General features: G+C 28.9%; 12 protein-coding genes. 4 read left to right on the top strand and 8 right to left on the bottom strand.

Annotated features, from left to right (window positions below):
• On the bottom strand, positions 1-599 hold a 599-nt coding region (recX, locus tag ABF633_RS16630), incomplete at its 3' end, for a recombination regulator RecX (protein ID WP_415525061.1).
• Positions 589-1,851 carry a M16 family metallopeptidase gene (locus tag ABF633_RS16635; protein ID WP_415525063.1) on the bottom strand — a complete coding sequence of 421 codons (1,263 nt, stop codon included), beginning with the start codon at positions 1,849-1,851 and terminating at the stop codon, positions 589-591. The genes recX and ABF633_RS16635, both read right to left, overlap by 11 nt.
• A 206-nt stretch (positions 1,852-2,057) precedes the next feature.
• On the opposite strand from ABF633_RS16635, the gene ABF633_RS16640 reads away from it, so the two are divergent.
• The gene (locus tag ABF633_RS16640; protein ID WP_415525065.1) at positions 2,058-2,774 is read left to right on the top strand and encodes a hypothetical protein; all 717 of its coding nucleotides are present in this window, start codon (positions 2,058-2,060) and stop codon (positions 2,772-2,774) included.
• A 65-nt stretch (positions 2,775-2,839) separates the two neighbouring features.
• Positions 2,840-4,408 carry a DEAD/DEAH box helicase gene (locus ABF633_RS16645; RefSeq protein ID WP_415525067.1) on the top strand — a complete coding sequence of 523 codons (1,569 nt, stop codon included), beginning with the start codon at positions 2,840-2,842 and terminating at the stop codon, positions 4,406-4,408.
• Positions 4,409-4,569: 161 nt separating this feature from the next.
• On the opposite strand, the gene ABF633_RS16650 is transcribed toward ABF633_RS16645, so the two are convergent.
• The 4 genes from ABF633_RS16650 to ABF633_RS16665 all read right to left on the bottom strand — a co-directional run bounded on the left by ABF633_RS16650 (position 4,570) and on the right by ABF633_RS16665 (position 8,642).
• On the bottom strand, positions 4,570-6,150 hold the full coding sequence (locus ABF633_RS16650; RefSeq protein ID WP_415525069.1) for a glycoside hydrolase family 57 protein: 1,581 nt from the start codon (positions 6,148-6,150) through the stop codon (positions 4,570-4,572).
• Between the two features lie 138 nt (positions 6,151-6,288).
• Positions 6,289-6,774, bottom strand: a complete 486-nt coding sequence (locus ABF633_RS16655; RefSeq protein WP_415525071.1) for a DUF4912 domain-containing protein — start codon at positions 6,772-6,774, stop codon at positions 6,289-6,291.
• 96 nt (positions 6,775-6,870) lie between these two features.
• A complete protein-coding gene (locus tag ABF633_RS16660; protein ID WP_415525073.1) occupies positions 6,871-7,644 on the bottom strand; it encodes an acyl-CoA dehydratase activase in 774 nt (257 codons plus the stop codon).
• Positions 7,644-8,642 carry a 2-hydroxyacyl-CoA dehydratase family protein gene (locus ABF633_RS16665; protein ID WP_415525075.1) on the bottom strand — a complete coding sequence of 333 codons (999 nt, stop codon included), beginning with the start codon at positions 8,640-8,642 and terminating at the stop codon, positions 7,644-7,646. Before ABF633_RS16665 ends, ABF633_RS16660 begins: the two co-directional genes overlap by 1 nt.
• Positions 8,643-9,174: 532 nt before the next feature.
• Between ABF633_RS16665 and ABF633_RS16670 the strand changes: the two genes are divergently transcribed.
• On the top strand, positions 9,175-9,819 hold the full coding sequence (locus ABF633_RS16670; protein WP_415525077.1) for an undecaprenyl diphosphate synthase family protein: 645 nt from the start codon (positions 9,175-9,177) through the stop codon (positions 9,817-9,819).
• Positions 9,820-9,949: 130 nt separating this feature from the next.
• Here the strand turns inward: ABF633_RS16670 and ABF633_RS16675 are convergent, their stop codons facing one another.
• Together ABF633_RS16675 and ABF633_RS16680 are read right to left on the bottom strand one after the other, a co-directional pair.
• Positions 9,950-10,093 (bottom strand): DUF3189 family protein, encoded by a 144-nt coding sequence (locus ABF633_RS16675; RefSeq protein ID WP_415525079.1) that lies wholly within the window; start codon positions 10,091-10,093, stop codon positions 9,950-9,952.
• Between the two features lie 139 nt (positions 10,094-10,232).
• Positions 10,233-11,273 carry an AI-2E family transporter gene (locus ABF633_RS16680; RefSeq protein WP_415525081.1) on the bottom strand — a complete coding sequence of 347 codons (1,041 nt, stop codon included), beginning with the start codon at positions 11,271-11,273 and terminating at the stop codon, positions 10,233-10,235.
• A 369-nt stretch (positions 11,274-11,642) separates the two neighbouring features.
• Between ABF633_RS16680 and ABF633_RS16685 the strand changes: the two genes are divergently transcribed.
• On the top strand, positions 11,643-12,965 hold the full coding sequence (locus ABF633_RS16685; RefSeq protein ID WP_415525083.1) for a S1C family serine protease: 1,323 nt from the start codon (positions 11,643-11,645) through the stop codon (positions 12,963-12,965).
• The last annotated feature ends 14 nt before the right edge of the window (positions 12,966-12,979 follow it).

The following is a 12,979-nucleotide window of genomic DNA, read 5'->3' on the forward strand; positions in this document are numbered from 1 at the left end:
TTTATCATACTATTATTATAACCTAATCTGGAAAGATAATTAAATAGTTTACCGTATATCTTAAATGAATTATCTTCACTTTTTATCAAAATACTATATTTTTTTCTAGCTAGTATATCCATATTAAAAATTTCACACTCACCACTAATACTATCAAGCTTATCATTTATAATGTTTTCTTCAATACCTTTTTTCAATAATTCATATTTTATTTTCTTTTTTCCCTGTTTTTTCATTCTTTCTTTTAAATATAAATCAACATACCTATAATCATCCACAAATTTATATTGTCTTAAAAATTCAATAGCCTTATTTATATTTTTCTCGCTGTACTCTTTCTGAATTAGCTTTGTAATTATTTCTTTTTCAGTTTTATAACTTCGTTCTATAGATTTAAGGGCATCATTTTTACATTTAATATAGTTTTCCTCATCTATAATTTTTTCTAAATAATCCTTATCTATATCCATGTCCCTTTTTAAAGAATGTGAAAAAACCAATTCAGCACTGCAAGAGAAACTGTATTCATTATTTATATATATATTAACCCTGTCTTTTCTTTTTTTCTGTAGTTCTATCTTAGTTATTTTATCCTTCAAAAATATCACTCTCTTTTGGCAACAATATATGAATTGTAGGGTTCTTTAGCACCGTCCTGGCAACTTCATATATATCCTCTTTTTTTATATCTTTTAAATCCTTCATATCCGTTAAAAACTTATATATATCCTCTTTTTCTATTATTTGATGTAACACATAATTACATAATTCTGAAGTATCCTCTATAGTTAATACAACTGCTGTTTTCAACACCTTTTTCATTAAATTTATGGTATCAACGTCAAATAAAAATTCTTCATTTTTAATTTTTTCTATACAACTATCTATACAAGTTATAGTATTTTCTATATTTTCTTTTCCTACAGCGGTATATATATACAAGCTTTTAACAAAGCTGCTGGTATCCAATTCTGAATATACATCGTAGGCTAGACCTCTTTTTTCTCGTAATTCTCTGAACAAAATTGAATTTGCACTTTCACCAAACTTATGATTTAGTATTTTAAGTGCCAACTCTGATTTCTTATCTAAACTATGGAAGGTAAAAATGTATATAATACTGCTCTGTTCTATATTATCTTTAAAAGTTATTTTTTTAACAGGAATATTATTTTCCACAATAATATCTTTAACACTAAAATCCCTTCTTAACCATTTTTCAAAATAATTTTTAACAAGCTTAATTAAATCTTCGTGTTCTAAGGAAGACACAATAGAAATACAGCAGTTATTAGGAACATAATATTTATGATAAAAATTATAAATATCTCTTCTTGTGAATTTTTTTACAGTTCCCTCTTCCCCAATAGTTTCATATTTAAGAGGACTATTTTTATAGGCAACCGCATGAGCTCTTTTAAAACTGTAATCCTCTACATCATCCATACTAGTTCTGATTTCGGCTAATATTACTTCTCTTTCCTTTTCAACTTCCTCTTCTGGGAAATTACAATTAATCAGCATATCTGATATCAAAACCAATGCTTTTTCAAGTTCTTCCTTTAAGCCAGCTGCATGTACCACGGTACAGTTATAATCGGTATAGGCATTATACTCTCCCCCTATACCTTCAAATTCATTATTAAGTACTTCATTACTCTTAGTTTTAGTGCCCTTAAAAAGCATATGTTCAACAAAATGTGCTATTCCCTTCTCATCTTTTTTCTCATATATGGATCCTATTTTTATTCCTGCATGAACTGAAAACAAATCAGTAGATTTTTTTATAGTTATGAGCTTCAGTCCATTGCTGAGCTCAGTTTCTTTAAAATCAATAATTCCTCTATTCATATAATCTCCTTGCCATTAATAATAACTTTCATTATATCATATTTTATGTTATTTACCTATGTACAAATGGGACTTTTTAGTTTTGATTTTTTTAATTACAAAATTTTTATGTGTTTTTTATAAAAATATAGTAAAATTAGTTGTATAATGTTTATTACTGATATAAATTAAACTATTTATTATAAAATTCTATGGAGGTATATTCAATGACACGAGTTAAAAGACATAAAAATAAAAAAATAAAATTACTACCTTTTTTTATTATATTTATAATACTGTGTACATTATCACTTTTTATTATATTTAGATTATCATCAAAAACATCAAAAGGATATTCTTCAACTCTAAAGGCAGAAAATAATACTACGAATACTTCAAATTTAACTGCTGAAAACAATGCCACTAACTCAACTGTAAATACTACAAAAAATGAAACAAGTGCTGAAAATAATACGCAAAATAAAGCTAATTCTACTAATAGTGCAACTGCCTCTAATATTCAAAATAATAATTCATCCAATGTAGTAATTCAAAATAACAATTCAAATATTAATGATAGTAAAAACATTAGTACTAAAAGTAATTCAGATGTTAAGCCAGCAATTAATACTTCTGATCCTAGCTCATCAAATAATCTAAATACATCCTCTAGTGATTCTAAAGGAAATAGTATAACTGTTGAGAAGGCTTCAAGTATATTAAAAGCTAAAATTGATAATAATTCAGAGGTCACCGTAAACTATGATCATCTCCAAGAAAAAGATAACAATAAATATTATGTTTTTCAAGCCCTTACTAGTGTTGGTAATAGTACTTCAGCTGATAATCATAGTAATACCCTTGGATGGTATTTTGTAGACACAAATACAGGCGCAGCTTATAGCTTAGATTTAACTACAAATAACTTAACATCTATAAAATAATTTGATAATTCCACTATTATGTGATATCATGAGTTGTTAAATTAATTAAAGAAAGAGGATAACTGATGAAAAACATTAAATTTACTGAACTTGAATTGAAGGATACAGTTTTAAAGTCCATAACTGATATGGGTTTTGAAAATCCTTCTGAAATACAAAGTGCAAGTATTCCTGTTATACTGGAAGGCTTTGATATTATTGGTCAGGCACAAACAGGTACAGGAAAGACCTGTGCATTCGGAGCTCCTATCATTAGCAAAATTGATACCTCCCAAAAGTCTGTTCAAGCATTAATATTAACTCCTACAAGGGAATTGGCAATTCAAATATATGAAGAATTAAGAAGACTTTCTAAATATGATAGAGTTCGTTCATTACCAATTTACGGTGGTCAATCTATGGATAGGCAAATATCCGCTATAAAGAAAGATGTGTCCATTATAGTTGGTACTCCAGGAAGAGTTTTAGACCATATAAGAAGAAAAACATTAAAACTCGGTGATTTAAAGTATTTGGTACTTGATGAGGCAGATGAAATGCTAAACATGGGCTTTATCGATGACATTGAGGAAATTATAAATAGTACTAATAGTGAAAGACAAACACTGCTATTTTCCGCGACTATGCCAAAGCCAATAAAAAAATTAGCCGAAAACTATCTTAAAGAAGATGTAAAACACATTCAGATACTAAAAAAATCATTGACAGTATCTAAAATAGATCAATATTATTATGAGGTTCACAATAATGCACGACTTGAATCTTTATGCAGAATTTTAGATATCGATGAACCAGAGTGTGCTATTATATTCTGTAGAACAAAAAAAAGTGTTGATGAATTAGTGAGTACCATGAGCTCAAAAGGATATAACATAGAGGGAATGCATGGTGATATGAAGCAGAAACAAAGACTTTCTACTTTGAGCAAATTTAAAAATGGTCATTTAACATTCCTTGCTGCAACAGATGTAGCTGCAAGAGGAATTGATGTAGAAAATATAACTCATGTAATTAATTATGAACTTCCTCAAGATACAGAATCTTATGTTCATAGAATCGGCAGAACAGGAAGAGCTAACAAATCAGGTACAGCTATAAGTCTTGTGACTAAAAAAGAGTTTATAAAATTGAGACAAATAGAAAAAGATATAAAGAGTAAAATTACTAAGAAAACAGTACCTACTATGCAGGATATAATAAATATTAAATCCAAAAATATTGTAAATAAAGTTACAAATATTCTTGATACTGAAGAATATAAAAAGTTTGAACCAATTATAGAGGACTTAAGTAAAGAATATTCTCTAGCTCAAATTGCTGCTGCTCTTTTAAAGAATACACTGGACAAAGAAATATCCACGGAATACAATGAAGATTCATTGAATGCAGAAAATTCAGTAAGATTATTTATGTCCATAGGTCGCAGGGATGGAATAAACATAAAATCACTTTTGGAATTTATAGATCATACTTCTAATGTTAATTCAAATTATATAGGAAGCATTGATATACTGGATAAATTCTCCTTTGTGGATGTAAATGAAAATAAAGTACCATTGGTACTAGAAAATACTAGCGGTAAAAAATTTAATAATAGAAGAGTTAATATTGAAGTGGCTAAAAATAGAAATTAATAATTTTTATAATTAGGCCGTTTATAAATAAAATTTTATTTAAAGTTTTATTGGTAATTCTTCTTAATTAAAAATTAACACTATCAAATTATTAAACTTAAATAGTCTTTGATAGTGTTTTTATAATATTTAATTAGATATTTTTATATTAATATTCTCTTTTATGTTTCATAAATTTTATAATTTATATGTGGAAATATGTTATCTAAAGCCTCTATCTTTTCTAAAAATTTTATATCAATAGTGTCTTTACTAATACTATCATACAACCTTGTAAATCTATCTATATGGGTGTTAATTCTCTTAATTACATATTCTACAGTGGTGTTATTTTTTATAATAAATGGCCAATCAGAGGACTCTGCCAGCATAAGCTCTCTGGCCGCTTGATTTAAAGTTCTAGTCTGTAATTCACTTGGGCTTTTATAAGTATTTGCAAGCCTTATCATTATTTCTTCACATCTATGCAAATCTTTATATATCCATTGGTTTGAAGAGTTTATCCATACTGAATAATCACTGTTTTCACCCCAACTTGATGGGTTAGGACTACAACATTGAACTTTAGAATTATTCATCAGATATTCAGATGGAGTGATAAAATCATAACAATAATTCTCTTTGGAACCCTCCCTTATAAAGGCATCTATAAAGTCAGGTCCTTCAAACCACCAGTGTCCAAAAAGTTCTGTGTCATAAGGGCAAGTTATTATAGGTGGAACCTCCATATGTTCGCTCAATCCCCTAATCTGATCCTGCCTGCATTTAGCAAAATGAGCAGCGTGCTCTCTTACCTTTTCCATAGCTCTTTCTCTATTGTAATACTGTTTTTTTTCAGTATTTCCTGTTATTTTATAATATTTTATTCCAGTATCAAGCCTTATTCCAGCTGCATTAATATATGGTTTAACATAATCCATAGGTAATTCAAAACCAATATCTCTATAAAATTCCCTATAATTCTCATCACCAGGATACCCAATAAAATCACTCCACACCTGATAGGAGGAATCCATATCTCTTCCAAATGCACAGACTCCATTTGGTGTTGATATCGGAGCCGCTGTACCATACAATGGTTTTGGATCCGCATATAGTAAAGCTTTACTCTCGGCAATAAAATATTTTATATTAAACTCTTTTAGCACTGAATCCAAGGAATAAGTATAAGCACACTCTGGAAGCCATATACCATTTGGACTATGACCCATGGTATCAATATATGACTGAATTCCAGTTGCAAGCTGAGCCCTTACTGCTTCAGGATTTATTGCTATTAATGGAAGTAATGCATGAGTAGCAGAACAAGTTATTACTTCCAAACATCCTAGCTTGTCAAACTTTTTAAATGCATTCATTAGATTGCAATCATAATCCTGATATGTTTTCATTAATTTATTAAATCTATCATTATAAAACTTAGCTAACTTATTCAGTTCTTCATTATCTTTTGTTCTTATTAATTCGTTTTCCGTAAGCTCTATAGACTTCTTCAAATACTCAGTATATCTTTCGTTAAGATATTCATCTTGAAGCATAGACATAAGTGGAGGAGTTATAGACATTGTAATCTTAAAGTTTATTTTATCTCTGATTAAACCTTCATACACTTGAATTAATGGTATATAACATTCATTTATTGCCTCAAATAGCCATCTTTCCTCCATTGGATCTATAATTTCTGGATGCCTTATATAAGGCATATGACTATGCAGAACTATGGATACATATCCCTTTTGCACACTTATTCCTCCTTAAAAAAATTCCCCTTAATTGTAAAACTAGAAAAACTAGAATATTTGTCTAAACACTTTTCTATATATTCTTTCAGAAAATCGTTTTGGGATAAATCGGAATATATTATCATATCTGGGTAATTACTAATTTTTTTTTTCATCCATAAATGAATAAGGCTGCTCTTTTTTATCATCACATATATTGCTGGCTTCATCATTCAATGATTTATTATTTTCATCTTCATTGTCTCTAGAAATATCAATATAATATACATTAGAATTATTTGATTGATAATCTCTAGGAGTAGTTACAACGTTAGATACAAGAATTGGAATAAATTCACCATTAGATAGTATCCTACCAAGTTCTACAAATACATCAATGCCGCTTCTATCTAAATTTATAAACCAATTATTTGCTAAGGGATCCAGATATATTGTCTTTATCTCTCTTGAAGTATTATTAGTTGTATCATACACTTTTAAAGCAGGCTTAGAATTTTTCCAAAAATCTTCTCCATATCTGTCTTGAAAAATCTTTATTATCACTGGAGAAATATTGAAATAACAAAATACAGTATTGGAATTTTGAACCAGTAAAATTAATGCAAATTTATCATCATTTAACATTTCCTCACCTCTATTATTCATCTTAGATGATATAGTATATTATACCTTAATATTAAATTAATGTCATCAAAGAATTTTTCTGAAAATATATTAATACTAAACATTAATTTTATTTTTAAACTTTTCTCCATAGTAACAACAGCCTATAGCGCCATTATACTGAGCATCTTCTATAGTTATTATTTTTTCATAATTATTTTTCAAATAAATTTTAAGGGCTTTATTTTTAGCAACTCCTCCTGATATTATAAGTACCTTTCCCATAAACTTTGTTAAAAGAGGCTTAAGCTTTTTATATAAGGAATAGTTTACTCCTGCACACAACCTATCTAAAGAAATACCTTGAGCAATCTTTCCTATCAATTCAGACTCTGAAAAAACTGCACAGGTAGAATTTAGTTCTACAGGATTTTCATAATATTTAAACATATAATCTATAGAAACTTCTAAAACATTTGCCATATTTTCTAAATATCGCCCGCAGGATGCAGCACATTTTTCGTTAAGTTCTAAATCCGTTATAATACCCTCTTCAACTCTTATAAGTTTTACATCCTGTCCCCCCACATCTAATAGTATAAAGTTTTTCAATCCAGTATTATACATTGCCCCATAAGCATGTGCTTTAATTTCACTTATAGGTTTAAAAAATCTAATATCTGTATTATTTCTTCCATATCCAGTAGATACAGCAATGTCTACATATCCTATATTAAGTTTATCTAAATCAACCATTAGCCTGCCATCATAGCTGCAATAGTTTTTATAAAATGACATGGTACTTATCATAAACTTTTCTATTATATTATTATCCTCCATTTTTACAAGTTTAACCTGCCTGCTGCCAAGATCTATTCCCAGTTTTTTCATTACCCTATCTCCTTCAAATCTATTACCATATCTAAAAATGCCTCTATTCTAAGCTTTGTTCTTTCATCTAAAACATTTAATTTATCTCCTTCAATATTCAATATTGGTACACTAATGGAATTCTTTATAACTATGTGCTCTATTTGCCTATAGCAAAAGGCCTGAGTATAATGTATAAGTGCATCTATTTTCCTTTCATGTATTTGCCTATCTATCTCTTCTAATCTAAACTTCACATCATAGGGATAAGTATAATCATAATATTGCTCATATATACTATTACAATTTATAGCCCGTGGAAAAGCAAACTCTCTTTGGATTTCATTGTATACAAATCTTGCATTAAACTTTTCTACATATTCATATAAATCTAAAGTCATAGGTGGTGTACCTATGTAACCAAGTCTAAGTTTTTTTTTCACTGGTTTTCTCTTTTTAATTTCCTCTATTTTGTTAATCAAATCATTTTCAAACTCTTTATAATTACCATTAAAATCCGAAGCACTTACTTGATAAATATGGTTTTCCACTGCCGTTGCTTTATTTTCAATATAAGTCAACTCATCTAGCTCTTTTATAAGCTTTCTGATTTTCACTAATCTTCTTCTTATCCTCTCAACTTGTTCAAGAGATACATTAAAGATATTCATAAATTTATCTAAAGAACTTTTCACATCTTCCAATCTATGGCTCTGTGGATAAGCGAATGGATAAACTCTAACTCCCTTCATTCTGAGCACTTCCTCCAGAGCTTTAGTATTTGAACAATCTCCTTCTGTAACTCCTATTATTTCCTTAAACCCTGTTTTAACTGCAACCCCGTAGACACCTTTTTTAAAAGCACAGGAACTCCTGGGAAAGCCATCTTTCTCCGCATCATCTATATATTTGCCATAGTTTTCATCTGTAATAAAAATATTATTTAAGTCTTTTACTTCATAACCTGCTGCCATCAGTACCTCAATTGGAACTGTAGTAGTTATTCCTATATTTTTCATATTTCACCTCAAAAAAATAGAGCGTATTCTCTGCTCTATAAAACTTAACTATTAGAATTAAAATAAAAAGAGACATTATCTGCCTCTATAACATCAATAAAAAAACACCGTAAATCTACGGTTTTTCCATAGTTTTGTTTATAGACAGGATGGCTTTCGAACTGTCTTTGCTATTCTATTATTTATTATTATATGATATAAAGCCTTTAAAATCAAGCAGCTTAGAATAATGAATAAATTTAAAGTTAAGCTATATAAATAAATACTAAATCAAAAATCATATGCTAGAATAATACTAGGTAAGAGTTAAAAAATAAAATTCAATAATAAAACAAAAATTTTTATATAAAACTTTATATTTGGCAATACTATAAATTATATATTTATAGTATTATTACAAATTAATATACAAACTAGTACTTATAGAATTTTTTTACTTTGTACTTGTAATATTTCAAATATACTACTAGAATGTCTTTATAGTGTATTTCAAAAAATAACTAACAATTTGTTTATAGGATGGAGGAAAATTATGAGGGTTCCAAATCACATTGGTATCATTCCAGATGGTAATAGAAGATGGGCAGTAAAAAATGGACTTACAAAAGAAATGGGCTACGATAAAGGCTTACTTCCTGGTGTTAAATTGTTTAAATGCTGCGAAGAAGTTGGAGTTAAAGAACTCACTTTTTATGGTTTTACTGTAGATAATACCAAAAGACCAACAGTTCAAAAGAATGCCTTTATAGCTGCCTGTGTAAAAGCAGTTGAAATGCTTTCAAGAGAAAATGCATCTCTATTAGTAGTTGGAAATTATGATTCTCCTATATTTCCAAAGGAATTACTTCCTTTTACTACAAGAAGAAATTTTGGAAAAGGTGGTATGAAAATAAATTTTTTAGTAAACTATGGTTGGGAATGGGATCTTATGAATCTTAAGAATACACAGGTTAACTCTAGAAACAGCATTTACAATACCATAGGATCACGTGACATAAGCAGAGTTGATTTACTTATTAGATGGGGCGGTAGAAGAAGGCTAAGTGGTTTTTTACCTGTTCAAAGTGTTTATTCTGACTTTTATGTTATTGATGATATGTGGCCTGATTTTTCAAAGAGCCAATTTGATAATGCATTGGAATGGTATAGTAAACAGGATGTTACTCTTGGTGGTTAGCTATGAATTATAAAATAATGCCTGCAATCATTAGTATGATTATCTTACAAAAGTATACATTTTTGCTTTAGGCATTATTTTATACGACATAACTAATTTTTAACAACAATTTTCATATTTTTATACGATATCAATTTCCTGCCTTCAGATTGTTCTTTACTGCCTTCACTATATTAACTATGTCCATATAAGCTTTAATACTACCATAAGTTACAATAGGTCTTCCAAACCACACCCATTTTAATTGCCGTGATGTAAAACCGCCGATCTTCATAGGTAAATTTCCTGATCTATTCTGTATTCTTTTACATAGATGAAATATATATGCATAATAATAAAAAACACCATTAAATCGTTTATTAATTTAATAGTGTTTTCACTAACAAATTTTATTATTGATATTGTAAATTTATTTATTGTCTTTTGGAATCTTCTCCTACCCTAACCCCTAATATTTCAATTATAAACATAAAGAGTGGTATTCCAAGAAGCAATCCCCATATTCCCATAAAATGTTCAGATACAATAAGTATTACAAAAGTAAAAAATATAGGTAATTTAGTTTTTTCTGACATAAGTTTAGGATTTAATATATAGCTTTCTACTAAATGTATTATCGCTACCATTATTAAAATATAGACTACTTTTATAATTCCTCCTATTTTAAAGGCAATTAAACATAAAGGAACAAGAGATATTATAACTCCTGCCACAGGTATTAAACTTAATAGAAAAATCATAAATCCCAATGCCAATAATTTAGGAAAACCCATTATAGTAAGTAAAATTACCGATATAATAGTATTTACCATGGCTATTATTACTTGAGCTGTTATAACCTTACCAAAAGAATTTAAGAAGTTGTTTCCAAAGTATGCACAATATTTGTATACACCTGAAATTTTACTATTTTCAAATTTCTTTAAAAAATTAATTACTTCTTCCTTTTGCAATATAAAAAACAGACTGAGCATAAGTGCTATAAACGAATATCCGCCCCATTTGCCAACATTAGCAGCGGTACGAACTGCAATATCAATTCCGGATTGTGTATAGTTCCTTATATCAAGTTTAGCCATCATTGGAAATAAAAACTTACCTAAACCATTTGGTATGTTGTATTTAACAGTTTCCATATAGGATTCCTCTGCCTGCCTTATAATACTTATGCTTTGAAATATTATTATGGGAATGTATTTATATAAAATTATTATTATCAGAGCAAAGATAATTATATATAATATTATTGTAACTATTCCCTTTTTCACAGGAACATATTTTTTTAATTTATTTATTACAAAATTCTCTAAACTATTAATTAAATAAGCAAATAAAAATGTCAATAAAACTAAATTAAGTATACTTTTTATCATATATAGGAATACACCTATACATATTAAAAATAATAAACTCTTCACCAAATCCTTTTTAAATATTTGTTTTAAAAAATCCAATCCCCTTCACCTCATGTAATAAATTATACCACGCTTAATTGTTTTTATATAGCTATAACACATATAAATTTTATCTTAAAATATAGATTTATACTATACTCTTTAATATAAAACACCTCTTTATAAATAAATTATTTACATTATGATGTCTAATTAATCATAAATATACCTAAACAAACTTTATTTGCAATAGTACTAATAGTCTACTAAAAAGCATCTGCTTTACTTTTAGATATACTATGATAAAATAAGTAAATTAATAAGACTATATAATTGTCATATCCATTTAACAAAGCTGTCATAAAATTGTCACAGTCTACATCTATTATATAGATATAGAAATTAAACATAGTAAGGAGGTTTTCACAAATGAATGAATATGAAAATAATTCAAACAATGAAAACAATACTAGTAATATAGACTCAACAAGTGAATTGCCAATTTCAAATTACTCAGCTTATAACGTATCAAAGGATACAAATTACGATAATACTGATAAAGGGAGTTCACATAATAATTTTACTGATAGTGATTATGAAGTCACATCAACAAATAAAAAAAATAACAAGGGTAAAGGTAAAAAAATAGCCTCCTATGTAGCTGTAGGTCTTATTTGTACTATACTTGGCGGTGCCGCTTCTGGTATTGCTTCACTATATGTTCTTCCTAAAACAAGCTTTTTTAAATCCAGCCCTTTGTATGAAAATTTATCACAACAGGCTTCCTCTAATAATAGCAACTATAAGGCTTCTCCAGTTGTTGCAACCAGCGGTGGACTTACTATAGCTGAAATCGCTAAAAAGGTTAGTCCAGCGGTGGTAGGAGTTTCAACTAAAAGCACTGTTAGCAGCAGCAGTAATTTTTTCGGTGGATCTCAAGAAGAAGACGGTATGGGTTCCGGTATAATCTTTAATAACGATGGCTATATATTAACAAATTATCATGTAATAAGTGGTGCACAGCAGATAACGGTAATTCTCAGCAATAAAAAAGAAGTGCCTGCTAAAGTTGTAAACTACGATTCCGCTATGGACTTAGCAGTTATAAAACTAACAGGAAATGTGACACTTCCTGGAGTTGCTGAATTAGGTAATTCAAGTTCTCTTCAAGTTGGAGATCAAGTTGTAGCCATCGGTAACCCTTTAGGAAAAGAATTTCTAGGTTCAGTTACCTCTGGAATAGTTAGTGCCTTAAACAGACAGGTTCAGGTTGATAGTTCTAAGACAGAAAACTTTATTCAAACAGATGCAGCCATAAATCCTGGTAACAGCGGTGGACCACTAGTTAATTCTCTAGGCCAGGTAATCGGAATAAATAGTGCAAAAATAGGTTCTACAGGAGTTGAAGGTATAGGCTTTGCAATACCAATAGACTTAGTTAAGCCAAAAATCAGCTCACTTTCAAAGCCTATATTAATGCTTGGTATTACCTGCAGCGATATATCCAGTTCTGATGCACAGCAAAATAATGTACCTCAAGGGGTAGCGGTGATACAGGTAAATCCATCTAGTCCAGCGGAAAAAGCAGGCTTACAGGCAAATGATATAATTACAAAATTTGATGGTAAGTCCATAAAAACTACTGATGAGCTAAACAGTATAAAAGCATCCCACAAAGCTGGGGATAAAATAAATATTCAAGTTTATAGAAACGGAAGTACCGAATCTCTTACTTTAACATTGACAGAATAACTAAACTAAGAAAT

The sequence above is a fragment of the Clostridium sp. genome, assembly GCF_047718555.1.
GTDB lineage: Bacteria > Bacillota > Clostridia > Clostridiales > Clostridiaceae > Clostridium_I.